The sequence below is a fragment of the Mycobacterium sp. NTMscope_MAC_269 genome, from assembly GCF_976985695.1.
In genome coordinates this window covers 866,302-892,314 of the sequence record NZ_OZ335668.1, presented here as the reverse complement: position 1 = coordinate 892,314, position 26,013 = coordinate 866,302, and the positions used below count along the sequence as shown (strand labels likewise).

Annotated in this window: 35 protein-coding genes; 21 read left to right on the top strand and 14 right to left on the bottom strand. The window is 66.1% G+C overall.

The window, feature by feature from the left end:
* Window positions 1-136 precede the first annotated feature (136 nt).
* A complete protein-coding gene (locus ACZ50Z_RS04490; protein WP_464482451.1) occupies window positions 137-430 on the top strand; it encodes a hypothetical protein in 294 nt (97 codons plus the stop codon).
* A complete protein-coding gene (locus ACZ50Z_RS04485; protein WP_464482450.1) occupies window positions 402-899 on the top strand; it encodes a hypothetical protein in 498 nt (165 codons plus the stop codon). Before ACZ50Z_RS04490 ends, ACZ50Z_RS04485 begins: the two co-directional genes overlap by 29 nt.
* A gap of 224 nt (window positions 900-1,123) precedes the next feature.
* Here ACZ50Z_RS04485 and ACZ50Z_RS04480 read toward each other — a convergent pair whose 3' ends face one another.
* Both ACZ50Z_RS04480 and ACZ50Z_RS04475 read right to left on the bottom strand, forming a co-directional pair.
* Window positions 1,124-1,681, bottom strand: coding sequence for a hypothetical protein (locus ACZ50Z_RS04480; RefSeq protein ID WP_464482449.1), 558 nt, complete (start codon window positions 1,679-1,681; stop codon window positions 1,124-1,126).
* A 7-nt stretch (window positions 1,682-1,688) separates the two neighbouring features.
* Window positions 1,689-1,880, bottom strand: a complete 192-nt coding sequence (locus ACZ50Z_RS04475; protein WP_464482448.1) for a YegP family protein — start codon at window positions 1,878-1,880, stop codon at window positions 1,689-1,691.
* A gap of 536 nt (window positions 1,881-2,416) precedes the next feature.
* Here ACZ50Z_RS04475 and ACZ50Z_RS04470 point away from each other — a divergent pair.
* The 5 genes from ACZ50Z_RS04470 (at window position 2,417) to ACZ50Z_RS04450 (ending at window position 6,644) form a co-directional block, all read left to right on the top strand.
* Entirely contained in the window at window positions 2,417-3,562 is a 1,146-nt protein-coding gene (locus ACZ50Z_RS04470; RefSeq protein ID WP_464482447.1) for a hypothetical protein, read from the top strand.
* Window positions 3,563-4,657: 1,095 nt separating this feature from the next.
* The gene (locus ACZ50Z_RS04465) at window positions 4,658-4,951 is read left to right on the top strand and encodes a hypothetical protein (protein WP_464482446.1); all 294 of its coding nucleotides are present in this window, start codon (window positions 4,658-4,660) and stop codon (window positions 4,949-4,951) included.
* The gene (locus ACZ50Z_RS04460) at window positions 4,952-6,031 is read left to right on the top strand and encodes a hypothetical protein (RefSeq protein WP_464482445.1); all 1,080 of its coding nucleotides are present in this window, start codon (window positions 4,952-4,954) and stop codon (window positions 6,029-6,031) included.
* On the top strand, window positions 5,998-6,468 hold the full coding sequence (locus tag ACZ50Z_RS04455) for a hypothetical protein (RefSeq protein WP_464482444.1): 471 nt from the start codon (window positions 5,998-6,000) through the stop codon (window positions 6,466-6,468). Before ACZ50Z_RS04460 ends, ACZ50Z_RS04455 begins: the two co-directional genes overlap by 34 nt.
* Window positions 6,465-6,644: a hypothetical protein gene (locus ACZ50Z_RS04450; RefSeq protein WP_464482443.1), complete on the top strand. Its 180-nt coding sequence runs from the start codon at window positions 6,465-6,467 to the stop codon at window positions 6,642-6,644. The genes ACZ50Z_RS04455 and ACZ50Z_RS04450 overlap by 4 nt, the downstream gene beginning before the upstream one ends.
* A 621-nt stretch (window positions 6,645-7,265) precedes the next feature.
* Here ACZ50Z_RS04450 and ACZ50Z_RS04445 read toward each other — a convergent pair.
* Together ACZ50Z_RS04445 and ACZ50Z_RS04440 are read right to left on the bottom strand one after the other, a co-directional pair.
* The gene (locus ACZ50Z_RS04445) at window positions 7,266-7,811 is read right to left on the bottom strand and encodes a hypothetical protein (RefSeq protein WP_464482442.1); all 546 of its coding nucleotides are present in this window, start codon (window positions 7,809-7,811) and stop codon (window positions 7,266-7,268) included.
* Window positions 7,812-8,072: 261 nt separating this feature from the next.
* Window positions 8,073-8,354 carry a hypothetical protein gene (locus tag ACZ50Z_RS04440; RefSeq protein WP_464482441.1) on the bottom strand — a complete coding sequence of 94 codons (282 nt, stop codon included), beginning with the start codon at window positions 8,352-8,354 and terminating at the stop codon, window positions 8,073-8,075.
* 206 nt (window positions 8,355-8,560) lie between these two features.
* Here ACZ50Z_RS04440 and ACZ50Z_RS04435 point away from each other — a divergent pair, with 206 nt between their 5' ends.
* Complete coding sequence (locus ACZ50Z_RS04435; RefSeq protein WP_464482440.1) at window positions 8,561-8,845, top strand: hypothetical protein; 285 nt, start codon at window positions 8,561-8,563, stop codon at window positions 8,843-8,845.
* A 7-nt stretch (window positions 8,846-8,852) separates the two neighbouring features.
* Here the strand turns inward: ACZ50Z_RS04435 and ACZ50Z_RS04430 are convergent, their stop codons facing one another.
* The 5 genes from ACZ50Z_RS04430 to ACZ50Z_RS04410 all read right to left on the bottom strand — a co-directional run bounded on the left by ACZ50Z_RS04430 (window position 8,853) and on the right by ACZ50Z_RS04410 (window position 13,470).
* Entirely contained in the window at window positions 8,853-9,044 is a 192-nt protein-coding gene (locus ACZ50Z_RS04430) for a hypothetical protein (protein WP_464482439.1), read from the bottom strand.
* 187 nt (window positions 9,045-9,231) lie between these two features.
* Window positions 9,232-10,500, bottom strand: a complete 1,269-nt coding sequence (locus tag ACZ50Z_RS04425) for an amidohydrolase family protein (RefSeq protein WP_464482438.1) — start codon at window positions 10,498-10,500, stop codon at window positions 9,232-9,234.
* Window positions 10,501-10,513: 13 nt separating this feature from the next.
* Window positions 10,514-11,728: an amidohydrolase family protein gene (locus ACZ50Z_RS04420; protein ID WP_464482437.1), complete on the bottom strand. Its 1,215-nt coding sequence runs from the start codon at window positions 11,726-11,728 to the stop codon at window positions 10,514-10,516.
* A gap of 3 nt (window positions 11,729-11,731) precedes the next feature.
* The gene (locus ACZ50Z_RS04415; RefSeq protein ID WP_464482436.1) at window positions 11,732-12,535 is read right to left on the bottom strand and encodes an acetoacetate decarboxylase family protein; all 804 of its coding nucleotides are present in this window, start codon (window positions 12,533-12,535) and stop codon (window positions 11,732-11,734) included.
* Window positions 12,532-13,470 (bottom strand): SDR family oxidoreductase, encoded by a 939-nt coding sequence (locus tag ACZ50Z_RS04410; RefSeq protein WP_464486086.1) that lies wholly within the window; start codon window positions 13,468-13,470, stop codon window positions 12,532-12,534. The genes ACZ50Z_RS04415 and ACZ50Z_RS04410 overlap by 4 nt, the downstream gene beginning before the upstream one ends.
* Before the next feature lie 65 nt (window positions 13,471-13,535).
* Here ACZ50Z_RS04410 and ACZ50Z_RS04405 point away from each other — a divergent pair, with 65 nt between their 5' ends.
* Entirely contained in the window at window positions 13,536-14,423 is an 888-nt protein-coding gene (locus tag ACZ50Z_RS04405; RefSeq protein WP_464482435.1) for an IclR family transcriptional regulator, read from the top strand.
* Here the strand turns inward: ACZ50Z_RS04405 and ACZ50Z_RS04400 are convergent.
* A complete protein-coding gene (locus tag ACZ50Z_RS04400) occupies window positions 14,420-15,706 on the bottom strand; it encodes an amidohydrolase family protein (protein WP_464482434.1) in 1,287 nt (428 codons plus the stop codon). The two genes, ACZ50Z_RS04405 and ACZ50Z_RS04400, sit on opposite strands and share 4 nt — an antisense overlap.
* A 103-nt stretch (window positions 15,707-15,809) precedes the next feature.
* On the opposite strand from ACZ50Z_RS04400, the gene ACZ50Z_RS04395 reads away from it, so the two are divergent.
* The 3 genes from ACZ50Z_RS04395 to ACZ50Z_RS04385 all read left to right on the top strand — a co-directional run bounded on the left by ACZ50Z_RS04395 (window position 15,810) and on the right by ACZ50Z_RS04385 (window position 16,962).
* Window positions 15,810-16,028, top strand: a complete 219-nt coding sequence (locus ACZ50Z_RS04395) for a hypothetical protein (protein WP_464482433.1) — start codon at window positions 15,810-15,812, stop codon at window positions 16,026-16,028.
* Window positions 16,029-16,108: 80 nt separating this feature from the next.
* Window positions 16,109-16,480, top strand: coding sequence for a DUF4189 domain-containing protein (locus ACZ50Z_RS04390; RefSeq protein WP_464482432.1), 372 nt, complete (start codon window positions 16,109-16,111; stop codon window positions 16,478-16,480).
* Between the two features lie 107 nt (window positions 16,481-16,587).
* Window positions 16,588-16,962 (top strand): DUF732 domain-containing protein, encoded by a 375-nt coding sequence (locus ACZ50Z_RS04385; RefSeq protein ID WP_464482431.1) that lies wholly within the window; start codon window positions 16,588-16,590, stop codon window positions 16,960-16,962.
* 24 nt (window positions 16,963-16,986) lie between these two features.
* On the opposite strand, the gene ACZ50Z_RS04380 is transcribed toward ACZ50Z_RS04385, so the two are convergent.
* Window positions 16,987-17,583, bottom strand: coding sequence for a TetR/AcrR family transcriptional regulator (locus ACZ50Z_RS04380; protein WP_464486085.1), 597 nt, complete (start codon window positions 17,581-17,583; stop codon window positions 16,987-16,989).
* A 116-nt stretch (window positions 17,584-17,699) separates the two neighbouring features.
* On the opposite strand from ACZ50Z_RS04380, the gene ACZ50Z_RS04375 reads away from it, so the two are divergent.
* The 5 genes from ACZ50Z_RS04375 (at window position 17,700) to ACZ50Z_RS04355 (ending at window position 21,426) form a co-directional block, all read left to right on the top strand.
* On the top strand, window positions 17,700-18,530 hold the full coding sequence (locus tag ACZ50Z_RS04375) for a mycofactocin-coupled SDR family oxidoreductase (protein WP_464482430.1): 831 nt from the start codon (window positions 17,700-17,702) through the stop codon (window positions 18,528-18,530).
* Window positions 18,531-18,537: 7 nt separating this feature from the next.
* Window positions 18,538-19,359 carry a mycofactocin-coupled SDR family oxidoreductase gene (locus ACZ50Z_RS04370; protein ID WP_464482429.1) on the top strand — a complete coding sequence of 274 codons (822 nt, stop codon included), beginning with the start codon at window positions 18,538-18,540 and terminating at the stop codon, window positions 19,357-19,359.
* Window positions 19,360-19,384: 25 nt separating this feature from the next.
* Window positions 19,385-20,143: a carboxymuconolactone decarboxylase family protein gene (locus tag ACZ50Z_RS04365; protein WP_464486084.1), complete on the top strand. Its 759-nt coding sequence runs from the start codon at window positions 19,385-19,387 to the stop codon at window positions 20,141-20,143.
* A gap of 89 nt (window positions 20,144-20,232) precedes the next feature.
* Window positions 20,233-20,445, top strand: a complete 213-nt coding sequence (locus ACZ50Z_RS04360) for a hypothetical protein (protein WP_464482428.1) — start codon at window positions 20,233-20,235, stop codon at window positions 20,443-20,445.
* A gap of 60 nt (window positions 20,446-20,505) precedes the next feature.
* Entirely contained in the window at window positions 20,506-21,426 is a 921-nt protein-coding gene (locus ACZ50Z_RS04355; protein ID WP_464482427.1) for a cation diffusion facilitator family transporter, read from the top strand.
* 18 nt (window positions 21,427-21,444) lie between these two features.
* Here the strand turns inward: ACZ50Z_RS04355 and ACZ50Z_RS04350 are convergent, their stop codons facing one another.
* Both ACZ50Z_RS04350 and ACZ50Z_RS04345 read right to left on the bottom strand, forming a co-directional pair.
* Window positions 21,445-21,789, bottom strand: coding sequence for a DUF732 domain-containing protein (locus ACZ50Z_RS04350; protein ID WP_464482426.1), 345 nt, complete (start codon window positions 21,787-21,789; stop codon window positions 21,445-21,447).
* A gap of 42 nt (window positions 21,790-21,831) precedes the next feature.
* A complete protein-coding gene (locus tag ACZ50Z_RS04345; protein WP_464482425.1) occupies window positions 21,832-22,149 on the bottom strand; it encodes a DUF732 domain-containing protein in 318 nt (105 codons plus the stop codon).
* Window positions 22,150-22,254: 105 nt separating this feature from the next.
* Between ACZ50Z_RS04345 and ACZ50Z_RS04340 the strand changes: the two genes are divergently transcribed.
* The 3 genes from ACZ50Z_RS04340 to ACZ50Z_RS04330 all read left to right on the top strand — a co-directional run bounded on the left by ACZ50Z_RS04340 (window position 22,255) and on the right by ACZ50Z_RS04330 (window position 24,140).
* Window positions 22,255-23,025, top strand: a complete 771-nt coding sequence (locus tag ACZ50Z_RS04340) for a Clp protease N-terminal domain-containing protein (protein WP_464482424.1) — start codon at window positions 22,255-22,257, stop codon at window positions 23,023-23,025.
* Window positions 23,026-23,118: 93 nt separating this feature from the next.
* Window positions 23,119-23,637 carry a DUF1942 domain-containing protein gene (locus ACZ50Z_RS04335; RefSeq protein WP_464486083.1) on the top strand — a complete coding sequence of 173 codons (519 nt, stop codon included), beginning with the start codon at window positions 23,119-23,121 and terminating at the stop codon, window positions 23,635-23,637.
* Complete coding sequence (locus tag ACZ50Z_RS04330; protein WP_464482423.1) at window positions 23,625-24,140, top strand: GNAT family N-acetyltransferase; 516 nt, start codon at window positions 23,625-23,627, stop codon at window positions 24,138-24,140. The genes ACZ50Z_RS04335 and ACZ50Z_RS04330 overlap by 13 nt, the downstream gene beginning before the upstream one ends.
* On the opposite strand, the gene zapE is transcribed toward ACZ50Z_RS04330, so the two are convergent.
* On the bottom strand, window positions 24,118-25,251 hold the full coding sequence (gene zapE / locus ACZ50Z_RS04325) for a cell division protein ZapE (protein ID WP_464482422.1): 1,134 nt from the start codon (window positions 25,249-25,251) through the stop codon (window positions 24,118-24,120). The two genes, ACZ50Z_RS04330 and zapE, sit on opposite strands and share 23 nt — an antisense overlap.
* On the opposite strand from zapE, the gene ACZ50Z_RS04320 reads away from it, so the two are divergent.
* Window positions 25,250-26,005 (top strand): pyrimidine reductase family protein, encoded by a 756-nt coding sequence (locus tag ACZ50Z_RS04320; protein ID WP_464482421.1) that lies wholly within the window; start codon window positions 25,250-25,252, stop codon window positions 26,003-26,005. The two genes, zapE and ACZ50Z_RS04320, sit on opposite strands and share 2 nt — an antisense overlap.
* The last annotated feature ends 8 nt before the right edge of the window (window positions 26,006-26,013 follow it).

Here is a 26,013-nt window from a genome sequence, read left to right as displayed (position 1 = left end):
CGCGGTGCGGACCAGCTACGGCTTACCGAGAGAAGGAATCATGGCTGAGCATAGTTGCCCGCGCTGCGGGCTCGAATCCCGATGCTCACACGGGAATTGGGCGGATCGGCATCCGGCCGCCGCTGCGACCGCTGGCATGTTCACGCTGGTGTGGATGTCGATGATGCTCAGCGTCTACCCGCTCGCAGCGCTCACGCTCATCGCGCTCTCTGCTGTCGGCGGGGCGGTCTATAAGACAGCCCGGGAACGTCGGCGCCGAGAGGCGCTAGTGGCCCGCGCCGACTACGAACACCATGCGCTGATGGCCGCGCCGCCAGTTCCCGTCGTGCCGCAGGCCGAGGACCCCGTACTGTTGCAGGTGAACATGCAGTTGCCGACTCAGCCCCAGCGGATTGCCGAGAATGTCGTCCGAAGAACCAGCCGTCGATAAGCGCCTTGAACTCGCGTATTCCGCCGCGCACGAAAGGCTGAAGGCGCAGAACGACACCCTTGCGAACACGCGGACGCGGGCCAACAATCTGCTCGCCACCGCCGCCCTGTTCATCTCGTTCTCGGCGGGCGTCGGAATGATCAACACCGATCCGAACAAGGGCCTGGTGTTGTGCCCGTTCCTCGCTGGTGTTCTGCTACTGGTGGTGGTGATACTCGGTTGCTGCGTCTTATTCGTGGCGTGGCCGGCGAAGAGCTGGAGCCACAGCCCGTCCGCAAGGGTCATTCTTGAGCGGATTGATGCCGGTGAGGATGAGGCGGCCATCCGAAGATTCGTTACTTGCAAGATGATTGAGGGCGCTGACCGCAATCACGTGCGATTAGAAGCGCGACAAATCGCCTTCCGGCTGGCGGTCGCGTTACTCGTTGTGGAAATAGCGTTGCTCGTCGGCGCTCTGGCCCTGCACTGAGGGGATAAATGACAGACGACTTTGACAATTGGCATGATCCCGCCGATGACCAATTCGGCAACAAGACGGCGAAGCGCGACGACCCGCGCGCCGAGGAGCGCCGCAGCAAAGACGCGTGGGATCGCCCAGAGCGGCGAGACAAAGACATGAGAAACCGTCCAGAACCGCGAGACAAAGACACGGGCGGCCGGGGGAAATCTCGCGACAAATAGGTGTGCGCCGACTCAGACGATTGACGACCGAATCGCCTCGACGAACTGATCCCACCGCTCCCGCTCGGCCGGCTGGTACAGGGCGGTGGGCTCCGGCAGTGAGATGTGCGTCCCGTCGGCGAACTTGACCTTGCCAGCGGTGGCAGCCGACCACCAAACTGGGCTCTGGACGACCATGCTCACGACATTGCCAAATCCGAGTTCGACGATTGAAGACAACGGACGAACCCACGCTGCGCCGACCTCGATTGTCACCTCGGAGTGGAAGCTGTCGGCCTCCTCGGCGGCGTCGTAAAAGGGTGCGCCGAAGGTTAATTCGGTGTGCCCGATCAGCGTTGACGTGACGATCCAGTTCGACCAGCCACTTGTGGGTGTCTCGGAAGGCATGTCAGCCGACGCCCATGACGCAACGATCTCGTCGATCGGAGCAAGGGCCGCGACCGCAAAATAGACGGCTCTGGGTGGTAGCCGCTGCCGCGTCCCTACGTGCTGGCTCAAACAGTCCCAGTCGGGTTCCGATAGATGCATGACTTCGACCGTACGGCCGTGCAGCGACAAAGTGCGCCGCACCGGCGGATCATCGATCGGTGATGTCGATGACCGGCGCTGACGGCGCGACCTTTTTCACTGCCTGGATGCCGTTTTCGGCACACTGCTTCGTCGTATAGGTCTCGCTGGTGACGAGCTTCTCGCCGTTTCTGGCTCTGAGGAAGAAGTGATACTGGCCGTCTCGGCTGCGGTCGATCACAAAGCGCGCTTCATCTGCCACGCGGATTATGCTGCCAAGGCCGCGCAGGTTAAATGATCGATTTCTCGATAATTTTCCGGGCGAACTACGCATAGACGGGTATGCCGCACCGCTACGTCAGCAGCTCGGCATGTCCCCCAGGACACCACCCCCCGCCCCCCACCCCCATCGCATTCTCAAATACGTGTGAGAACCGTGCGTCTGAATAGTTGATGCGGCTGCCTCTCCTGTCGTCCGCGTCGGCCCTAAATCCTCTCCAAGTTGGTCTTGCCAATAAGGGCCCGACTCGTCGCCGTTGGCGTCATCCTGTTCTTCGCAGCAATATTTGAGCGAGGAGGGGCAGTGATGGCAACGGGGGGCTCCAGGCGCTCAGCCCTAGAGCGGCATTTTTGCGCGATAAATCGCAGTGCAGGCCTTGAGCCGAGGGCGGAGACTCTGCAGAAAACTGAACCATGAGCCGCGCTGCACGCGCGCTTCGCGCACAACGAGCGCGCAAAAATCTGGACGCTAAGCGCGTTCGCAAAGCCCAGCGTGACGAGCGTAGAACTAACGTAAGAATGACTGTCGTCAGCGCTGTAATCAGGCGGGATGACCCTTCATCAATCAAGCAGGTGGTGCAACAGGCGCACGCAGCGTTGCTGTACGCAGATTCAGTCAGCCTTGTGTCACCTATAGCAGCGCTGTTGAAGTCAGCGAGCGACGTGAGCAAGCGCGATGGACTTGATCTGTTGTTCGAGCTTGAGAGGGTCGCTCCGAAATACTTCCCTGACGCCGAGACTGAGCTCCGAAAGTTCAGGCAGATCGTCGACGGCCTGCCTCCTCGCGGGCTGTGGACGAGTGAGCAGCGCCGTCAGTACGACGGCCTAATCGAGCAGCTGGCGGTTCAAATGAGTCCGATACGCGACAGGCTCCAGGAAAGCGCCAGAGGCCTGATGTCGGATTCGGGATTCGACCAACTCGAGCTAGCAATCGATGCCGGCATTCTGATTGTCGAGTCGCTGCCTGGTCTAGACGTATCAGAGCTCGATGACACCACCGGTCAAGCAATCGGTGGCCTCATCGAAAGAATCGATAACGCCCTTACGTCAGGCAGTCAGTACCCATTGTTCGATGGCGAGACCAACGAATTCGTGCGCGGTGGAGTCGAACTGGGCATCTTCGCGCCAACACCCATCGCTCGACGTCTGGGTCAGCACGCTGCTATGGCAAGCGGTCTCTTCGATAGGCTCCCCAGCTTCGAGCGGGCGACGACATCGGAGATTCTAGATATCCGAACTGAATTAGCCTCATCCCTAGGAGCGTTCCGGCAGGGTGTCATAACAGTGACCGAAAATATCGATGTTGCCCCTGAAGACCCCCAATTTGGCAACGAAGTCGAGTACGCATGGAACGAGACCGTGGCACCGGCGATCGACGAAATCGAAGAGACTATCCAGCAAAACAGAAGCCTCACAGATCTCACGAAGAGAATCGCGAAGGATTCTGTCGGAGGCAGTGCGATTGGTCTCGCAGCAGCAGCGCCCTTCTCCCTCGCCGTCGCCGCCGGGCCCATAGGTCAACTGATGACGGCAACTGCCATGGTATTCGGGTTCGGTTTGGGAACGGTACGCGGCCTGATCGATGAGAACGACGAAATTAAGACAGCTAAGAAGGCGCAATTCTACTTCTTGTATGGAACGAACGAGAAGCTTGGAATCGCTTAGCGCATAGACTACTTGGAGGCCGGCCACATCAATCTCGTAGCGCGGCATGCAATCTCGTCTACATTGGGCCTATGAGCGCATGCGACCCTAGCGATAGAGGGACGAAACCAGCCAGATGATTACTACGCATCGTGACCCTGCTGCCAGTGCTCAAACCGATCTGTACAGGAATCGTAGCGAACTGCGTGATCGCGTGCGCTTCGCATCACAACACTTGCAGCACTTCTGAATTAGCCACGAGGACAGCGGCAGTCCACCCTTGTGTAGGCGACCCGACTCCCAGCTCAAGTAGACGTCCAACTGAGCGTTCGTCGCGGTGCGGCCAACGTCCAAGAGCAGATCGTCTGAGATCGTTTCCCCCGGCTCAATCCACTCTTGTCCCACAGGAACTGGGAACATTCCTGGCGAGCCTGGAGCTGTTTGCTGCGCTGCCGCTAAAGAGTTTTTCCCAATGGACAGCGTGCCGAAAACCGGTTGTACGTCGTTCGGGAAGCTAACCTCCACGCCCGTGCCCGTCTCTTTCAGTGTGACTTTCGCACCGCCGATATTCGTGACGCGAAGGCGCACATGTAAAAGGGTCGCCTTCGGGGGCTGGTGTTGGAACGGAAGCCGGGATTGGCCAACGTCCGCGTCATCTTTCTGACGCCACTGGCCGAGCACTTGAATAGATACTCGCGAGTGAAAGGTTCGTCCTTTGACGAATCGGTAGTACGCCCATACGCCACCGACAAGGACTGCTAACGCAGTAAAGAGGCTTTCCGCGGCTCCCGTCCAGTCCTTGGCCACCACGCCCCAACCGGCCGCGTGCTTGGCAACTTCGCTCCACCACCCAGCCGCGACCGCGGTCGCGGAACACGGACGGGGGACATTGCCGTCAGAAGCACAGTCACCGATTATCGGTGACTAGTTCAGTACCCGGTCACGACACGGTGGCGGGGCGGCCATGAGACCGCGGCCGCCACGCTCGCCAGTTCGGCCATCCACGCCGGCGACACACTGACATCAGCCGACCAGGACGCACCCTGGCATTGCCTCCATAATGGCCGCTCTCGGCGAATAGCAATCCACCGGTGACCCGCATAAACTCATGCAGTTATGGGGCAAGGTTCATTGCAGGTTCTCCCGCCCGAGCTGGTAGCTACAGCCGGCCAGTGGGAAGCGCTGACCTCCCAGCTCGTGGGGGCGCCGCCGGCGCCGGGACAACCATTCCAGGCCACCACGGTGGCGGTGAACGCCATCAATGCGGCAATCGGCGTGACCGCAGCATCCTTTACGGCGCGGACGCAGGAAACGGTCGGTGGGGTGACCACAGCCGCCGGCGGATACACCGCCCAAGAGGCGACATCGGCAGCCGATATAGCCACCATCACAGGGGTGACGGTGGTTTAGATGCCCGCGACGCTCTCGCAGATCGAGGCTTGGAGCACCGAGCACCTCATCGACGCGGCCGCCTACTGGACGCAAACCGCCGACCGCTGGGAAGACGCGTTCCTGACCATGCGGAACCAGGCGCAATCCATCACATGGCACGGCGGCGGTGGCGACGCGTTGCGGCAACGCACCGGAGCGGACCTATCCGTCGTCAGCGGCAAAGCCGATCTGCTGCGGCAGGCAGCCGGGATAGCCCGTAACGGCGCCAGCGACATCAGTGCGGCACAACGGCGCGTCCTCTACGGCGTCGAAGACGCCCAGAACGCGGGATTTACTGTCGGAGAAGACTTATCGGTCACCGACAACCGCAGCACCAGTCCGGCAGAACGGGCCGTGCGCCAAGCTCAGGCCGAAGCGTTCGCGGCCGACCTCCGGCTGCGCGCCGAGCAACTCGAAGGGGCGGACACCAAGGTCTCCAGCCAGCTCACCGCCGCTACTGCCGGTCTCAGCGGCGGTGGTTTTGCGTCAGGACCGGGCTCCAGCCACGGCACCGCGGCCGACAACCGCACCACACCGGGCTCGAACCGCACCAACGGAGCGAAGTTAGTCGACTACTTCAAACAAGATGGTGGACCGCAGCCTCAGCCGCAGCCCGGTCCTCCGAAGCCGGCACAGCAGCCAGGGTTCCTAGACCAATACGAGCAGCAACTCACCTCTGCTGGACCGCAATCTCCGCCGCCCCCGGTCCCGATGCCGGCATTCGGCAAGCCCCCCGACCCGGGACCGCAGCCGGCACCGGGGCCGATGCCCACCTTCCCGCCTCCACCCAGCTTCGGACAGTGCGTGGGAGGACAGGTGAAGGCCAACGTCGGCAAAGAAATGATTAAAAGCGGATACGAGAACGCGATCAAAGGCGCTGTCGGCGGTGCTTTAGGTGGCGGGATGATCACCCCGGAGATCGGCGGCGCTGGTGCAATACCGGGGGCTGTCCTAGGCTTTGTCGGCGGCTTCGCGAAAGGGCTTTTGGAAGCGCCGGTTAAAGCCGCAGTCGAGGGCGCGGTGGAATGCGTCGTCGAGCCGATCCCAGGGGTGCCATGATCAACTTGAAGCGGGCGGTTCTTTTTTTGCCGCTGTATGTCGCGGCCATGATCACCGTGGACATTGTGTTCAAATCAGCCCACGTAAGCCCCACCAAACCTCTGCCGGTCTGGATAGTGGTCGGCTTCATCGCCTCCGCGATTGTCGTTGTCGCCGTTGGGGTCTGGTACTTCACGCAACGGAGCGCCGGGAAGGTCACACCGAAACGCGAACACGCCTACATCGCCATCGTGGTCGGGGTGATGGTGTCCGGCTTCGTCGGTGACGCTGTGAGCGGCATAGCTGGGATCTTCATGGGCGGAAAATCGCTGTGGGTCATGGCACCTAGCTACGCACTCGCTTACGTCGTCCTCCTGTGGACGATCGCGTTCACAGCGAAAACGCTGGACAACCGCGCCGGCAACATCGATGACCACAGCGGCTCCCCACGCGCGTGAAGACCAATTCCCAGTACAGCCCAGCGTTCTTCGCAGCGTTGGCTGCGCTATTCCTGGCCCTGTTCGTGGTAAACGTCATCCACGGCACGTGGCTGGGTTTGATCAGTACCGGAGGCCTCGCCGTGTTGATGGGCTACCGGGCCTGGTCTGGCAAACGCCCCAGGAACCAGCGATAGTGGCGATGCGCAACCCCGCCACCTAGCTGCAGCGTCACCGCCGCCCAGCTTCCAACGCCGCGACCCTTCGTTCGAAGTCGGAGATGCGCCGCGCACCGGCCGCCACCGCAACGGCCACCAGCGCGGCATCACACGTCCACGAACTCGTCGAGCGAGGTCGGGGCGCCGCCGTGCACTCCACGAACCACGCGGTCGTCCGCCTACACCATCCATGCCGAATCGGCGAGCTGCCGCCAATTCTTGTGCCGCGCCGGATACTGCTCCATCTCGGCCCGCGTTCTGCACGGCGACCGAAGTAATGGAATCGACCGCGCCCACTCCGCCAACTCGTGCAACGCGAGCGGCACCGGCTATCCGCCGCGAAGCGCAGCGAGCCGCCGTGTCCACCCAGAGGGATGGCTGCCGAAGATGAAGTTGGTCACCCAGTCGTGATGCTCGGCCTCCTCGCGGTCCGCGACGGACTGGTATAGCCCTTAGGCGGCTCGATCGTATTTGGAAGATCGTGGAGAGATGGAATTCCCCTAATTACTTGTCGCATAATATCTTTGGCAGTTTGCGAGGTCGGCGCAGCGATGACGTGTTGAACTACCGCACGTCCTAGCTAGTCATTCAACAAGATGGCTAATGACCGGCCAACTGGTCGTTGATGCTGGTCCACTGGCCTTCGCCCTTGTGGTTGCCCATATTCCGGCATTGGCCATCGAGAATAATCTGCCCGTAACTGTGGGCGGACGGCATGTAGCTGATACTGGCGGCCACGCCGTCTTTATTGAGCGATGCCCCGTGGTAGTGCTGTCCAGCTGGCGCCCCATCGTTCCAGCCGTGCGCGATCATCGCTGCCCGTACTTGCTGAAAATACGCATCGTTGTCCCCGTGGATCAGGAAGCTGAGCGTGACGGTGCCTTGGAACGGCGGGTCTCCCTGGTCGTTGCAGGAGGCGAACGAGAACGCCCCACTGACTGCGTCCAATTTTGCGGCGGCAATGATCTGCTTGGCCGGCTCGATCACCTGAGCTTTGGTCTGATCGTCACTCAGGGGATGGGCCGTATCTTCATACGGGTTCGTCGATCCGGCGGCATGTGGTTTGTCTAGCACTGGCGCGCATCCTGTTAGCAACATGGCGACGGCCACTAGTGACGTAAGCAGTACCCGGCGCCCGTGCCGCATCGACTACCTGCCTCCTAGACTGTTCCGGAGTCATTGGATCCGGTACTCCGTCGCTCAAATTCTTTATAGCGCTGCATGATTGAAGTGCGACTACCAGCGCACCTGCTGCTATGGACATAGCCACCGAGCGCCGCACGGTTGAGCGAAACTTCTCGAAGGTCATCGTCAACATTTTCAATGGGAGTGGTTGCGCGGCCGCACGGCCGGCGAGACGGACTGCACGCCGGGACGCTGATCAGGGCCGTCTCAAATCCCCAGGAGTCATCCGCCGGATTGGCTAGGCATAGGCATGGTCGGCATCGACGGCTTGCCCGGCCCCGGCGGCATTTTCATGTCCTTCATCATCGTGGCACAACAGTCCATCGATTGGGCCGCCGGCGGGTCGGCTTTCATCATCGAGGGACAGCAGCCCGGCCGCGAGAAGAGCAGATAGAGGACGGCGACGATGACGACGATGCCGACCGCGGTCCCGGTGATCGCCAAAATTGGGTAGATCCAGCGAGTCCACGTCGGTCTGGTCGGAGAGCTGGCGGTGGTGGTCATGACTGCTTACCTTTCATGCGCGTAGTCCGTATTATCCGCCCGCGGCAAGCCGGCCGCGTCGCCAACTTTCCTAAACGGGCGATGACGACGTTGTCGCGAAGTCGGTCGCCGATGCTCCGATTCCCCAGCCCGCTCGGGCGCACTCAAACGGCCACTCAGCGCCGGGGCCCGGGGTTACGATCTGCGCACGTAGCTACAGATTCGAGGTGGCCATGTATCGCACCCGACGTTTCGTCACCGCATTCACCGCGGCCGTCGCGCCGCTGATCGCCGTCGCCACATTCGCCTCCTCGCCACCCGCCGCCGCCGACCCGATATGCGGGACGGCGGGAACGCCGCCCTGCGCGGGACCTGGGCCGTTGACGCCCGAACAGCAGTGCGCGTTCATCGCCTGGCGGTCGATGATGCCGTGCAACTGGCTCGGAGTGCAGGTGCCCGCCGGCACGCCCGGAAGTTGGGATAACCCGCCGGCACCGCCCCCGGAACCGTGACCCTCGCTCACCAACCCCAGTCGTCGTCATCCAGGACGTCCACGGTGAGATCGCTGTCGGCGGGGGCCGTGGTCCCGTAAGTAAAGGTGAGCAGGGTGCGGTCGTCGCCGAGGGGCTCCGTCGCGACGATGGTGGCGTGCCCGACCTTCATGCGGACCCTGTCTCCGGGCTTCAGTTCGTCAACGCGTTTCAGGGGCACACTCAACCCATCAGCACCGGTGAAACCGGCGATCCTGCGGATACTGCGGTCATCACCGCCATTCTTTCACGGCCCGCGCGGAATCGACCGGCCTCGAAAGCGCATCCGCGGAAATTTATCGCGTGGGCGATTAGTCACTGCGCCGCAGGCGAATACGCGGAAGCCGTGCGCAGCCAACGGGTTTCGATCAGTTCTCCACGAGATCGGGAATCGGCTCCGCATCCGTCAGCCAGTGGCGTCCGACCTGACGGGCCGCCTCCCACTTGGGGATGCTGAGCGCGTCGTCCTGGCCCAGGTCCTCAGGAGTCGGGCCGATGCGCTCGGCCAGGCCGGCGAGAGACCCGAGATCGAAGTTGTAGAGCTCGGCCGCGGCCAGGCCCAGCATCTGCCGGGTCTCCTCGACGGGAATGTCCCAGAAGGAGCGGCGCAGCCACTCGCGGGTGTGCGGCCAGGTCCCCTCCGGATGGGGAAAGTCGTTGCCCCACAATATGTTCGAGACGCCGATCTCGTAGCGCCGCGCCAGCTCCCGGCGTTCGGTGGTGGTGGCGCCGATAAAGCAGTTCCGGTCGAAGTAGGCCGACGGCGGCATCGTCAGGTCGCCCTCCATCAGGTGGCTCATCTTCTTGGCGGAATGCTCACGCAGATACCGGGTGTCCATCAGCCAGAGCAGATCATTGGCCCAGAACGCCCCGCATTCGGTGACCCCCCAGCGCAGCCCGGGGAAGCGCTCGAAGACGCCCGACCACAGCGCGAACCACAGGGGCCGCGCACCCCACCAGCGCACCTCGGTCACGTAGATGCCCAGGTGCCCGCCGTACTCCTCCTGCGGGGCGGGACCGGAGTGGGTGTGGATCGGCATCTGCAGGTCCTGGCAGGCGGCCCAGACCTTGTCGTAGCGGCGGTCGTGGTAGGGCGGGTAACCGACCCAGCGCGCCGGGATCAGAATCCCGCCCCGTAGCCCGGATTCCGCCGCGCGGGTGATCTCGGCGACCGCCGCGTCGACATCGGCCAGGATCGGCACGACAGCCACCCCGGCGCGCCGCTCGGGGCTGTGGCTGCACAGTCCGGCCAGCCACCGGTTGTGGGCCCGGGCCCCGGCCATGGCGCGCCCCGGGTCCAGGTCGCCCGACTGGCCCAGTCCGGCGCCGAACGGGGCGCCGGCCACCCCGGTCACAGCGTCGGCGTCGGGGAAGATGACCTCGCCCACCACCCCGTCGCCGTCGAGTTCCTTGTCGCGCAGTCCGACGTCCCATCCCCCGGCGATGCCGTCGCCATGCTCGGAGAACCACTCCTGCGCGAACTCCTCGTCGATGAATCCGCCCGCCTGCGCCGCGGCCGTCTTCTCCGCCAGGTAGGCCTCGAAGTCCTCCCGGTATTCGGGGTCGACGTATTCGCGGTACCGCTCGGTGGGGAGTTCGGCGTGGGTGTCCGCGGAGATGATGATGTAGGGGTTCACGGGCGGTCCTTCCTTACCAAGTACGGATGGGGTCGGGTTCGAAGACGGTGCTGCGCGCGCCGGCGGGGACGGCGGCCAGCGGCTCGGCAACCTCGGCCACCGTCGGGCCGATCCGCTCGGTCAACGGCGCGAGGGCCTCGAGGTCGAAGCCGTAGACGGCCGCGGCGTTCCCGCCCAGCATCGCCGCCACCTCGTCGGTCGGGACGTCGCTGAAGGTGTGGCGCAACGCTTCCCGCGTGTAGGGGGCGGTGCCCTCGTAATGCGGGTAGTCGCTCCCCCACATGATCTTCTCGACGCCGATGCCGTACCGCTCGGCGCACTCGACGGGACGCATGAAACTCGCGCCGACGTAACACTGGCGGGCCCAGTACTCGCTGGGCCGCAGCGTCAGCGAGCCGGCGGTGGGACCGGCAAAGCGGGCGATCGCCGAGTTCGCCCGCCCGTAGCGGGCCGCCGCGACGTCGAGCGAGTCGAGGGTCGCGGGTATCCACCCGGAGCCCTGCTCGGTGAAGACCACGGTGAGGTCCGGATGGCGGTCCAGCGCGCCGCTGAAGATCAAGTGCCACAACGCCCGATGCGCCCACCAGTGGGTCTCGTACACCCACACCGCGAACGAACTGCCCCACCCGTCCGTCGGGCTCGGCCCGGCGTTGCCGCCGTGGTGGTTGACCACCAGGCCGGCCTCCGCGCACGCCGCCCACAGCGGCTCCCAGTGCTCGGCGTAGAGCGCGGGAAGGCCTGTGCCCGGGGCGATCCCGGGTAGCAGCACCCCGCCGCGCAGGCCCAGCTTGGCGATCTGCGCGACCTCGGCGATGGCCTCGTCGAGGTCTGGGAGCAGGATCTGGCCCACCCCGGCGCGCCGCTCGGGCGAGGCGGAGCAGAAGTCGGCGAGCCAGCGATTGTGCGCGCGCAGGCCGGCCCAGCGCAGCTCGAGCTCCCGGGCGGTCTCCGGCGGTGGGGCGGCCAGGCTCGCCTGCGGGAAGAACGGCGGCACGGTGTTCGGGAAAATGACCTCCCCCGCGATGCCTTCGGCATCCAAATCAGAGTTGCGCCGATCGCTGTTCCAGTTGCGCTCGGCCTCGGGCTCGGTGAGATCGCCGAACGGGTTGACGTATGTCGTTGACCAGCCGTCGAATTCGTCGCGATACTGCGGATCGAGATAGGCGCGATAGTCGAGCAGGTCGGCGCCGGCGTGGCAGTCGGCCGAGATGACGGTGTAGCGGTCCATGCGCTACGCCCGCGCGGGCTCGGGCCTGGTGGCGGCGAGCAGTGCGACGTCATCGTAACGCTGGTGCACGAAAGGCAGCAGCCACTCCTGGGGCACCCGCGCGGCGATCCGGCCCACCTGGACGGTGCGCCGCCGGCACCAGGTTATCGACCTGATCTGGCGAACGACGATGTCGGCCACCGGATCCAACGGCGATTCCCCCAATTCGAGGGTGCCGTCGATGTCTTCCAGCAGCTCGTAGTGGCGGTGGTACTCGCCGTAGACCAGGTGGGGGTCGGTGATGCCGCTGCCGTCGGGGGCGCGCAAGAACTTGAAGTAGAACTCGGTGTTCATCTGGTCGGGCGGCAACTCGGCCGGGCCGGTGATCTGTCCGGTCAGTGTGATGAGCGGATAGCCCAGCCGGTCGACGCCGGCGGTGACGCGATCGCCGTCGCGCTCGACCTCGATACGAGCCAATTTCTTTGGCTCACCGAATGTTTCGCGCCCGCCCGTGACCGACTGCTCGGTGGACTGGGGCATGAACAGCGGGTAGTCGCCCTCGGTTTCGCCGTGGCGGGCGGTCACCGAGAACACCGCCGATCCGAACGGCGCCATGCCCTCGATTCGGACCCGCTGCAGCTGGATGCGCACCAGCGGCTCGGCCGCCGGCTCCAGCGGCCTGGGCAGCACCGCCGCGACGACCTCCGGATCGGTGAGGTAGGTGACGGTCACCGCCTCGGTGGCGATGGGCGCCTTGGTGGCATCGATCTCGTGGTCGACCTGCGCCTCGGGTGCGCGAGGACCGTAACGAATCACGTTGGTGCTCAACTTTTTTCTCCTTCCGATTCGGAGTCCCTCTCGGAGCTTCGGCCGAGGACGTCGACCAGATAGTCGGGTGCGCCGCGCCCGAGGATCGAGGCCGCCTTGCGGCTCACGACGTCGTCGGCGGCGGTGGGCGGGCCCATCATCCAGAAACGGTCCGCGCGGATTCCGTCCACCACCTGCTCGGCGACCGTCTCGAGCGGGGTGAACTCGACGTGGGCGCCGGCGGACTCGAAGCGGGCCACGACCTTTTCCAGGGTCTGGTCGGGCGTGCGGCGTTGTTGGGTCGCGGCGTAGCGCTGCGGGCGGTGCCGCCACGATTCCCAGATGCCGGTGTTCAAAAAGCCGCCGGGGAACAGGACGTGCGCCCGCACCCCGGTGCCGGTCATCTCCAGGTGGGTGTAGAGGCTCTCGGTGAGGCAGAGCACCGCCGCCTTGGTCATCGGGTAAACCGCCTGGCCCGGTCCGCCCATGGCCCCGCGTGCGATCGGCGCGAACCCGCCGTTGCCCGAACACGTGTTGACCACGTGTCCCTCGCCCTGCTCGAGCAGGATCGGCACGAAAGCCTTGATGCCGTGGATGACGCCGAGCACGTTGACGTCGATCCCCCAGCGCCAGTCGGCCAGGTCGTGCTCCCACATGTATCCCTCGGAGACCCCGCCGGTGCCCGCGTTGTTGCACACCACGTGCACCGCGCCGAAGCGGGAGAGCGCCTCCTTGGCGAGCGCCTCGACCGACGAATAGTCGGTGACGTCGGTGAGGACCCCGGCGGCCTCGATGCCCTCGTCCGCGAGCGCCCGGGTCGCCTCGTCCAGCGGTTCGGCGAGGACGTCGGCCAGCACCACCTTCATGCCCTCGTCGCCGAAACGGCGGCCCATGGCCCGGCCGATGCCCCCGGCCCCGCCGGTTACGACCGCCACCTTGCCCCGAAGGTCCGTCATCGTGAGCATCGTCACATGGTCGCTTATACCACCGCAAGGAGTCGCATTATGCGACCATTACGGCCATGCCGCCGCGTCCCTCGCCGCAGACCGAACGGGTCGTGAACCTGTTCGAACATCTGGCGGGCGACGGGAGAGGGGGCATGACGTTGGCCGAGGTGTCGCGCCACCTGAGCGTGCATAAGGCCAGCTGCCACTCGATGCTGTCCGAATTGCTCCGCGCCGGTTGGCTACTGCGCGATCCGGTCCGCAAGACCTACCACCTCGGTCCCGCCCTGGTCCGGCTCGGACGCGAGGCGGCCGGCCGCTACCCGGCTCTGGTGCTGGCCCGCTCCGCGATGGTCGAGCTGTCGGCCGCGACGGGCGCGCACTGCGTGGCCTTCTCGGTGAGCGAGGACTACTCCACCGTCGTCGATCAGGTCCGCAGCCGCCACGGCGGCGGCCACCCGATGCCCATCGGCACCCAGTTCCCCCGCCGCCCGCCGTATGGGGCGTCGACCGTTGCCTGGGCCGGGGCGGAGGCCCGCGAGCACTGGCTGGCGGCCCTCCCGGAAGACGTGCGTGATCGCTACCGCGCGGCCATCACCGCCGCCCGGCAGCGCGGCTACGCCGTCGGCCTGCACCTGCTGCCCGATCTGCGCCTGCAGGAACTGGCCCTGATCGTGCGCAGCGCCGAGGTGCGTTCCACGCGGCTGAGCCAGCTGGCGCAGGAGCTGACCGACGAATTGATCCACCAGGAGGAGTGGTTCCCCATCACCCTGGACCCCGACCGCAGCTACGAGGTGAGCCACATCGACTCCCCGATACTGGGACCCGGGTCGCGCATCGCCCTGATGCTCAGCCTGGTCCCCAGCGCCGAGCCGATGAGCGGCGCGGCGGTCACCCGGCTGGGGGCGCAGCTCGCCGCGGCCACCCGCCGGCTGAGCGCCGCCTTGAGCGACGAATCCGGTTAACGCCGTTGCGGAGCCAGCCGCTTGAGGGCCAGACCACCCTCGAACGGCCGGTAGCCGAAGGCGGCCGGTGCGCGATACCCCGTGTCCTCCAAGGGGGTACGCACCTCGGCGACCGTCGGCCCGATCTTCGCCGCGACCGGCACCAAAGCATCGAGGTCGAAGCGATAGAGGCGAGCGGCGTTGCCGCCCAAAATCTTTCGGCAGGCATCCTCCGGCCGGTCGTGCAGAGCCCAGCGGATGGCCAACGTGGAGTGCGGCGCAAAGCCTTCCTCGTGGGGATAGTCGCTGCCCCACATGATGTGGTCGGGGCCCATGAAGTCGATCATTCCCGAGTCGAACGGCATCAGCTCGCTGGCCAGATAGCAGTTCCGCTGGGTGTATTCGCTCGGCGTCATGCTCAGCTCGTCGACCGACGATCCGCCGAACATGCCGTAGGTTCTATTGCCCGCATCAGACTTCATCGTCGGCACCATGGCGTCGAGGACGGCGAGTTGCCCGGGCACCCACATCGTGCCCTGCTCGGTCGGCACGAAGCGCAGCGTCGGATACCGCTCGAACACCCCGGCCAGGATCAGATGGCCGAGGGTCCGCTGCGCCCACAGCGCCATCTCAGTGATCAGCACCGCGTTGGAGGCCGGCTGGTCCATCGGCATCTCGGGGCTGCCGGCGCCCGCGTGCTGCACCACCGTGAGGTCCAGCTCCGCGCACAGCGCCCAGAGCGGTTCATAGCGGGTGTGAAAAAGCGGAGCCACCTGCGAGTCGCCGGGCGAGACCGGCGGAATGAGCACGCCGCCAAAGCAATCCTGCTCCACACCCCAGCGGATCTCTTCCATCGCCAGCTCGACGTCATTGGGGAAGATCTGGATCAGTCCGCGCCGGCGGGCCGGCGCCAGCGAACAGAAATCGATCTGCCACCGGTTGTGGGCCTGCACACCGGCCCAACGCTGCTCGAACTCCGCACGCGTGCGCGGCAGGCTGATGGTGATGTTCGGGGTCGTCGGGAAGAACGGCGGAACGGTGTTGGGCAGCAGCACCTCGGCGGCCACCCCGTCGGCGTCCATCTCGCTGATCCGGAGCTCGTGGTCCCAGTTCCGGTTGGCGGTGGCGACGATCAGGTCGTCGAACGGGCTGGCGTAGGCCTTGGCCCACGCATCGAACTCCTCATGCAGGCGTTCCGGCAGATACGGTTTGTAGTCGTGGAGATCGGCCCCGGCGTGGGTATCGGTCGAAATGACGACATAGCGATCCAGCGTGTCCCAAGTTTTAGCCATCGCGCCTCCCATGAGTAGGTCGAGTATAGGAGAAACGGGTCGGCTCGCGAAGGTGAATGTTCGCCAGGGTGCCCGCGGTTCCGCGCGCCGTGACGGCCGTAGCAAGATGTGATCCGTGAGTTGGACGAGGTACGACGGCAGGGCGCTCGCGGATGTCACCCTGGATGGCGAGGCGCTGCACGCCGAGCTCGAAGACTATATCCGCGTTGACAATCCGCATCTGACCGACGTTCGGCTGGAGCGGGCCACGGCGAGCGAAACCGACGACGCCGAACCCCACAAACGGTGGTATGAGGTCACGTATCTCGCCGAGGACCCAGAGGGCAATTCGTAGCCCCGGGCGCCCCATTTCCCCGCGCGCACGCCGGCCGCGGCGCTACATTCCGTTCCTGAGCGTTGCAAAGGAGCGGGCCGGTGCGGTCAATCATTGCCGTCGTCGTCGCGGTCGGTTGCGCGGTCACGGCGCTGCCCGCGCCGACGGCCTCGGCCGACGACGACTTCGTTGCCCTGGCCGTGTCGGCGGGAAGCGGACGCGCGGCCGGCTGGGGCACCGGCGGCAGCCAGGACCAGGCAAACCAAATCGCGCTCGCCCACTGCACCGCCGAGGCCGGCGATGTCTGCGAAGTCGTGGCAGGCACGCGCAACGGCTGCGCGTCGGTGGCGTTCGACCGCTCCGGCCGGTTCCAGGGCGGCTCCGGCCCGGACACGACGGCATCCAATGCGGACGCGCTGGCCAAGCTGGGGGCGCCCAACGGGCGCATCAAGGCCTCGCACTGCTCGTCCTGAGAAACCCGGGGCGCCGATGGCCCGATGGACACCGCGATTTCGGCTATCGTTCACACATAAGTCGTCCTTGACTCGCCGCCGATTGACCCGCGCATAGAGGGGAGGCCATGGCTGTTCCGAAGGCCGGTTTTGCGAAGCGGTCGGCCGCCTGCGCGATTGTCCTGTCCACGGTCGCGCTGGCCTGCGCGACACCGGCGGCGGCGGACGATGACGCCGACGATGCGTTCCTGGCCGGCCTCGACAGGGGCGGGATCACGATGTTCGACGACGACGATGCGATCGCGACCGCCCATGCGGTGTGCGCCAGCATCGAAACGAACCCGAACGTATCGATGCTGGCGATCAAACTGACCAAGCAAACGCCCATGTCGGCCAAGCAATCTGGATACTTCATCGGCCTTTCGGTGGCCAGCTACTGCCCGGAATTCAGAGGCGACGTCGACCCGTCGATGGGCTGGTTGATACCGCCCCCGATCCTGTGAGGGCGCGGCAGCGGCGCTTCGGGCTCACGGGGCCGGCGCGGCGCCGGCAGAATAGTTCTCGTAGGCCGTGGTCAACCAAAACACCGTGCGCTCGATGCCGGGCACGATCTCGGTGACGTCGATCTCTCCCTGAGCGAACCGCGTGAGAAGCCCGAAGACGACGCCGGTGAGGATGAGCTCGAAGTCTTTGACGAACTCCGGCTCCGCTTGGGCCAGAACGGCTTTGGCGAGGGGGACGACAGCGTCGACACCGCGCTGGATGAGGCGTTTCCCGCCGGGCCCCGATCGCGCCTGGAAGTAGGAACGCAGCATCAACGGGTGTCGTTCCCACGGCTCGAAGATGGTCCGCATCACGTGCATCAGGTCCACATAGATCGAATCGCGGGGCAGATCCTCGATCAGCGACGGCAGGCGCGCATAGCGGTTGGCGTTCATCCACGCGTCGAGCGCGGCGACGATGAGTTCGTCCCGCGTCGGGTAGCGCTTGTAGATGGTCGCCAGGGAAACGTGGGCCCGTCGTGCCACTTCGCGCAGCTGCACGGCCTCGTAGCCGTCGGTGTCGAGCATCTCGATCACGATGTCCAGGATCGGATCGTCCGTCCGCCCGGACGCGTCGTCCACGGTCTGGGCGCCGGCCCCTTTTGCTCGCACAGTAACCATGTTACTGTGCGCGGGTGAGTAACGGCGTTACTATGCCCTGATCTGGGCGGATCATGAAGAAACGAGGAAAACTCGACGTGGGTTCATTGGATGGCAAAGTCGCCTTCATCAGCGGCGTGGCGCGCGGCCAGGGCCGCAGCCACGCGGTACGGCTCGCCCGCGAGGGCGCCAACATCATCGGGATCGACATCTGTGCCGACATCCCCGCCAACGGATATCCGATGGCCTCCCACGAGGAACTCGACGAGACGGTTGCGCTGGTCGAAGAGTCCGGCGGCAAGATGCTGGGCACGGTCGCCGATGTGCGCGACTTCGAGCAAGTCAAGGCGGCGATGGACAGCGGCGTCGAGCACTTCGGCCGCCTCGACATCGTGTTGGCCAACGCCGGCATCGCGCCATTGGCGTTCCGCGAGTTGACCATTGAGGAGGAGTTGGCGCAGTGGCGTGCGGTCACCGGCGTCAACCTCGACGGGGCCTATCACACGGCGTGGGCGGCCGTTCCGCACCTGCTGTCCGGTAACCGCGGCGGCGTGATCATCTTCACCAGCTCGACGGCGGGCATCAAGGGCTTCGGCGGCCTGCAAGGCGGCGGCCTGGGCTACGCGGCGTCCAAACACGGCATCGTCGGGCTGATGCGGACCCTGGCCAATGCGCTTGCGCCCCTGAACATTCGGGTGAACACTGTGCACCCGACCGCGGTCAACACGATGATGGCGACCAACGACGACATGACCGAATTCCTGGAGAAGAATCCCGGCGCCGGTCCCCATCTGCAAAATCCGATGCCGGTCGGCATGCTGGAACCCGAAGACGTCAGCGCCGCCATCGCCTACCTGGTCTCCGACGAGGCGAAATACGTCACGGGCGTGGCGTTCCCCGTCGACGCGGGCTTCTGCAACAAGGTTTGATGTCCGGATGACCACGAACAACGCAACGGGCCGGGTCGCCGGCAAACGGGTCTTGATCACCGGAGCCGCGCGCGGCATGGGACGCTCGCACGCCGTGCGGCTGGCCGAAGAGGGAGCCGACTGCATCCTGGTCGATATCTGTTCCACCCCGGAGGGTTTGGAATACCCGCTGGCCACCGAGGACGACCTGAACGAGACCGCGAACCTGGTCGAGAAACACGGGCGGCGGGCGATCACCGCGGTGGTCGACGTGCGTGACGAGGCCGCCATGAGGGCGGCGGTCGACGCGGCCGCCGACGAGCTCGGCGGCCTCGACGGCGCGGTCGCCAACGCCGGCGTGCTCACCGTCGGCACCTGGGACACCACCACCGCCGAGCAGTGGCGGCTGGTCCTCGATGTCAACCTCATCGGGGCCTGGAACACCTGCGCGGCCGCCCTTCCCCACCTCGTCAGCGGGGGCGGCGGAAGCCTGGTCAACATCAGCTCGTCGGCCGGCATCAAGGGCACTCCGCTGCATGTCCCCTACACCGCGTCCAAACACGGCATCGTGGGGATGACGCTCGCGCTGGCCAACGAGCTTGCCGCACAGAACATTCGCGTCAATACCGTGCACCCCACCGGGGTGGCCACGGGCATGGCGCCGCCGACGATGCACACGTTGATCGCCGAGCAGCGGCCCGACCTGGTGCCCATCTTCCTCAACGCGCTGCCCGCGCCACTGATCGAAGCGGCCGACGTGAGCAATGCGGTGCTCTACCTTCTTTCCGACGAATCCCGTTATGTCACAGGGCTTGAGCTGAAGGTCGACGCGGGTGTCACCATCCGATAGCGCCAACGACCGGCACGCCCGCGGAATGCGGACCTTCGCCGAGGTGATGACGTTCGACCCGCCCGGCAATGACGGCCCCTTCGCCGGCGGGTTGATCGACTTCGTCTTCGGCGAGGTGTGGTCGCGGCCCGGGCTCAGCCGCCGCGACCGACGGTTCGTGACGCTGGCCTGCGTTGCCGCCGCCGACGCGCAGGCCCCCCTCGAACAGCACGTCCACGCGGCGTTGAAGAGCGGTGACCTCACGATCACCGAAATGCGGGAAGCCGTCCTGCATTTCGCGGTGTACGCCGGCTGGCCCAAGGCCTCGCGGTTCAACATCGCGGTGGATCAGGAATGGGCCAAGATCACCGAGGCCCGCGGAGAGGCGCCCCCGCCCCCCGAGCCGTTGCTGCCGCTGGTCACCGCGAGCGACCCCGAGCAGCGGCTGCAGGGCGGCGAAAACTCGTTCAAGGAGATCAACTGCCTGCCGTTCGCGCCGATGCGCGACAACCCCTATTCGGGCGCGGGCATCCTGAACTTCGTCTTCGGTGAGATGTGGCTGCGGCCCGGCTTGGGCATGAAGGAACGCCGCCTCATCACGGTCGCCTGCGTCGCCTTCCAGGACGCCGAAATCCCGATCATGTCCCACGTCTATGCGGCGCTGAAAAGCGGCGACGTGTCGTTCGAGGAGATGGACGAAGTGGCGCTGCAGTTCGCGGCGTACTACGGCTGCGCCAAGGCCGATTACCTCAACCAGGTGATCGTGGAGCAGAAGCAGCGGGTGGCGGCCGAAAGCTGCAGGTGATAAACATCCGCGTCGGCATGAGCTGACGAACGGTGCTCCGAAACACCGTGTCCATCAGGTATTTCCGCCAGAGGCGTACAGTCGCGTTCATGGATTTGGTCGAGTGGCTGCGGACTCCCCGCTATTTGCGGACTCGCTTCATGATGGAAACGCGGCCAATGAACCGGCTGGAGATGGAGATCGTCTTCCTGGAGGTCGCCGCCCGCGACGCGTTGGTGCGCCTCCCCGTCGCGTTCATGATTCTGCCCAAAACCGCCCGCCCGTGGCGTGATCAACCGTCCAACCCGGAACAGGACAAGTAGGGCGCTTTAAGGTTCCTGTAAAGGCTTGGGAGCCGCCGCCGCATCGGGCATGCTGACGGTATGCATGCGATCAACGGGGTCCGTGACCCGTCGGCTGGCTTTCCCCTCGACACCGCGGCGGACGACGCCGGCGAACGGCGGCAAGCCAACCGGGCGATCGCCGTCAGCGCCGTCGGACTGGCGCTGACCGGGATAGTGGAATTGGTCATCGCGCTGTTGTCCGGGTCGGTGGCGCTGCTCGGCGATGCGCTGCACAACCTGTCCGACGTCTCCACCAGCGCCCTGGTGTTCGTCGGCTTCCGCGCGTCGCGCAAGGTTCCCACCGAGCGGTACCCCTACGGGTACGAACGCGCCGAAGACCTCGCCGGGGTCGGGGTGGCCCTGGTGATTTGGGGCAGCGCCGTGGTCGCCGGTGTCGAGAGCGTGACCAAGTTGCTTCGTCACGGCGGCACCGGCTACGTGGGCTGGGGTATCGCCGCGGCCGTCGTGGGCGTCGCGGGCAATCAGCTGGTGGCCCGCTACAAACTGGTGGTAGGCAAGCGAATTCGGTCGGCCACCATGGTCGCCGACGCCAAGCACTCGTGGCTGGACGCGTTGTCATCGGCCGGGGCGGTGCTGGGGCTGATCGGCGTGGCGCTCGGCTGGGGCTGGGCCGACGCGGTCGCCGGAATCGTCGTCACCGGGTTCATCTGCCACGTCGGCTGGGAGGTCACCGCCGATATCGCGCATCGCCTGCTCGACGGCGTCGACCCCGACATCATCACCACCGCCGAGGCCGTCGCCGCCTCGGTGCCCGGAGTGACGCACGCGCACGCGCGGGCCAGGTGGACCGGGCGGACGCTGCGCGTGGAAGTGGAAGGGTTCCTGAGCGCCGACACCTCGCTGGCCGCATCGGATCGGATCGGTCGCAGCGTCGCCGCGGCCCTGGCGCCACGGATCCCGGAGATGCAGAGCTTCACGTGGACGGCGCGGGCCGCCTGACCGCTCGGCTCAGTCGGCTCAGTTGCCGGTGGCGCCTTCGGGCTTCGGGCCGCGGCCCTCGCCGGTGATGTATTTCGGGCAGTAGTGGGCGGCCGAGAGGAAGGTGAACTTGGCCGCGCTGGCGCCCTGGAAGGCCGGGTTCTGGTTGCGCAGGTCCGTCACGATCTTCGCGTCCGACTGGCCGTCGTCGAGCAGCTCACACACCGACTTGCCGATGGTGATCGCGTTGCCGGCGTCCTGGTAGGTGATGCCGGCGTCGCGCAGGTCCTTGAGGAAATCCTGATCGTTGTCGATGTCCGCGTGGGCGGGGGCGGCCAGGCCGATCACGGCGGCGGCGCTGCAAAGGCCGAGGAAAAATCGCATAACGCAGCCAATTGTCGCAAACCTGGAGGCGATCGGCATCCGCTACGGCGCCGTCGTGACCGCCGTGATCGCGTTCGGACAGTACGAGTGGGCGGCGATGGCCGCGAACTGGTTGGCCTTGTCCTCGTTCAGCGCGGAGTTCTTGGACAGCAACGTCTTGACCACGTCGGGCATCTGCGTGCCCTGGCCGACGGTGTCGCACACCCATTTACCCGCCCCGACGGCCTTGTCCGGGTCGGCAAAGGTGATGCCGGCCGCGTGTAGCGACGCGATGAACGCGTCGTCGGTGCCGTCGGCGTGCGCCGGCACGGCCAGGTTGATCGTGACGGCGAGGCCGGACAGGGCGAGCAGGAACTTCATGGCTCACGAATTCTCCCAGAGGCGTCGCCGCCGCGCATCCCTAACTTTGCTCGGACCGTCAACGCCCGGTTGACAGACCGCCTGCGTCAACCTAGCGTTGACGACATGTCCGAGCCGATCCGCATCGCCTACCCCATCCGCCTCGACGAGCTGATCAGCGCGATCAAGTCGACCCGCCCCGACGTCCTGGATCAGCTGACCGACGCCGTGCTGGCGGCCGAACACCTGGGCGAGATCGCCGACCACCTGATCGGCCATTTCGTGGACCAGGCCCGCCGCTCCGGTGCGTCGTGGACCGACATCGGCAAGAGCATGGGCGTTACCAAACAAGCCGCCCAGAAACGATTCGTTCCGCGCGCCGAGGCCGCCACCCTGGATCCCGAGCAAGGCTTCGCGCGGTTCACCCCGCGGGCGCGCGGCGCGGTCGTGGCCGCCCAGAACGCCGCGCACGAGGCCGGCAACGGTGAGATCACCCCGGACCACCTGCTGATCGGGGTGCTCGCGGATGCGGCCGCGCTGGCGACGGTGTTGCTACGCCTGCAAAACGTCGACACCGAGGCGCTGCGCGACGCCGCGGCCGCGTCGATCACCGCGCTGCGCGTGGAAGACCAACCGCCCGAACTCATCCCGTTCAGCGGGCCGGCGCGCAAGGCGCTCGAATTGACCGTGCGCGAGGCGCTTCGGCTGGGCCACAACTACGTCGGCACCGAGCACCAGCTGCTGGCGCTGCTCGAACTGGAGGCCGGCGCTTCCACGCAGGGACCGCTGCACCGCTGCGGCGTCGACAAGGACCGGGTCGAGGCGGATCTGATCGCGGCACTGGAATCACTCGGCGGCGGGAAAACCGTTGCCCCCGACGACGACGGTGACGGCTGAAGGCCGCGACCGACCCCTCCCTCGGGCGCGGCCGCGTGTGCGATCATGCGAGGGTCCCTCGCAACGGTGCCAAGGAGGCAAGACATGGCGAAGATGCGCCGCTGGCTGGTATCGGTGTCCGCCGTGTTGGTTGCCGCCGCGAGCATCACGGCCGTCGTTCCGGTCCCCCGCGCGTCGGCCGGTGACGCACCGATCGGACACATCGGGGACACGCTGCGCGTCGACAACGGCACATTCGTCGCGGACGTCACGGTGAGCAGCGTGGCGCCCTGCGACCCGCCACCGGGATTCGGCTACACGCGCGAGGGCACCTACAAGGGCTTCCCCGGCAGCACCGTCGAGCGCGCCGACGTGACCATTCGCGCGATCCGCGTGCCCAATCCGTACATCATGGCGACGATCTTCAGTTTCAACGGGGTGACCCCGAACGCCGACGCGTACAAGCCGCGGGCCTCCGATGCGCCCGACGCGCTGGACAACGTGATCGTCAACGCGCCGAACGGAGCGATCGTGCGCGGTGAGGTGTATTGGGACGCCTACCGCGACCCCGTCTCCACCGTCGTCCTGCTGGACAAGAAGACGGGCTATCACCTCGCCCAGTGGAATCTTTGATCCGAACCGTCCGCGTCGCCGCGGCGGATCCCGCCGACGCCGACGAGCTGGCCAGCGTTGCGGCGCAAACCTTTCCGCTGGCGTGCCCGTCGACCGCGGCTTCGGAGGACATCGCGGCCTTCGTGGACACCAACCTGTCGGCCGAGCGCTTCGCGGACTACCTCGCCGATGCGCACCGCACGATCCTCACCGCGTCCTGCGACGGCCGAATCATCGGCTACGCCATGCTGATTCGCGATCCCGGCGGCGATGCCGCCGAGCTGTCCAAGATCTATGTGCTGCCTGACTATCACGGCGGCGGGGTGTCGACGGCGCTGATGGACCGCGCGCTGGCCACCGCCGGGGAGTGGGGTGCGCGGCGGGTGTGGCTGGGGGTCAATCGGGCAAACGAACGCGCGCAACGCTTTTACGCCAAGAGCGGCTTCGAGATCAGCGGCACCAGGACGTTTCAGCTCGGCGCCGGCCTCGAGCATGACTATGTCATGGTTCGCGCGCTCGGCTAGCCGCCGCGGTCAGCGCCAAGAGCCGGGAAGTGGCCCGCAGGTACTTTTTTCGGTATCCGCCGGCCAGCATTTCCTCGCCGAAGATCGCGTCCAGTTTCGCCCCCGACGCCACCACGGGAATGCCGGCGTCATAGAGCCGGTCGGTCAGCGACACCAGCCGCAGCGCGACGTTCTGGTCGTCGATCCCGTGCACGCCGGTCAGAAACACCGCGCTCACCCCTTCGATCAACGTCAGGTACCGCGACGGGTGCATGGTAGCCAGGTGCGCGCACAGCGCGTCGAAGTCGTCGAGCGTCGCCCCGTCGACCCGCGCTGCGCGCTCGGCCACCTGGTCGTCGGACAGCGGCTGGGGCGCCGGCGGCAGGCCGCGGTGCCGGTAGTCGGGCCCCTCGATGCGCACGGTGGTGAAAATGCTTGCCAGCGTGTTGATCTCGCGCAGGAAATCCTGCGCCGCGAAGCGGCCCTCGCCGAGCTGTTCGGGCAGCGTGTTGGAGGTGGCGGCCACCGACACCCCGCGCTCGACCAGTGACGAGAGCAGCCGCGCGATCAGCGTGGTGTTGCCCGGATCGTCGAGCTCGAATTCGTCGATGCAGACCGCGGTGTAGGTGGCGAGCAGGTCGATGCATTCGGCGAAGCCGAACACCCCGGCGAGCTGGGTGAGCTCGCCGAAGGTCGCGAAGGCCTTGGGGGCCGGGCCATCCGGTGCCCCGCCCGGCGCCCCATCCGGTCCCTGGCCGGGCAACTCGTAGTAGGCCGATGCCAACAGGTGCGTCTTGCCCACCCCGAACCCACCGTCCAGGTACAGCCCGACGCCGGGCAGAACCTCCCGTCGTCCCAACAGTTTTCGTCGTCCCGCGCGGCGCTGGGTGGCCTGCCGGCAGAAGTCCTGGCACGCCAGGACTGCCGCGGCCTGCGTCGGCTCGGCCGGATCAGGCTGGTACGTCGCGAAGCTCACGTCGGCGAACGTCGGGGGCGGCCGCAACTGGGCGATCAGCCGCTCCGGTGAGACGGTCGGATGCCGATCCACCAAACGTGCGACGGCGCCCGAAGCGCCCGCGGAGGTGGACCCGTGCATGCAGGAACTGTAGCGGCGTGCTGCAATCAGACACATGCCCGAGACGCCGCTGTCGCTGCTGCACTCGGTGCGCGAACTCGACGACGGCGAACTCCCCCGCATGTACGGCTATCCCGAGGGCGACGCGACCTGGGTGCGGGCGAACTTCATCGCCAGCGTCGACGGCGGAGCCACCTCGGGTGGCAGCAGCGGGGCCATGGGCGGACCGGGCGACCGGTTCGTCTTCAACCTGCTGCGTGAACTCGCCGACGTCATCGTGGTGGGCGCAGGCACCGTGCGGATCGAGGGTTACTCCGGGGCGCAACTGAGCGCCGCCCAGCGTCAGCACCGGCAGGCGCGTGGCCAAAGCGAAGTCCCGCCCCTGGCGATCGTGACCAGATCGGGCCACCTCAACCGGGACATGGCCGTGTTCACCCGCACCGAGGTGCCGCCCCTGGTGCTCACGTGCACCGCGGCGGTCACCCAGACGCGGCGGCTGCTCAGCGGCCTGTGCGAGGTCCTCGACTGCTCCGGCGGCGATCCCGAGAAGGTCGACGAGGCCACCCTGCTGGCGACACTCGGCGCGCGCGGGCTGCGCCGCATCCTCACCGAGGGCGGGCCGATGCTGCTGGGCTCGCTGATCGAACGCGACATGCTCGACGAGCTGTGCCTGACGATCGCGCCCTACATCGTCGGCGGCCAGGCGCGACGCATCGCGTCCGGTCCGGGCCAGCTGCTCACCGGGATGCGTTGTGCCCACGTCCTGACCGACGACGCCGGCTACCTTTACACCCGCTACATCAGGGCCTAGCTACTGTG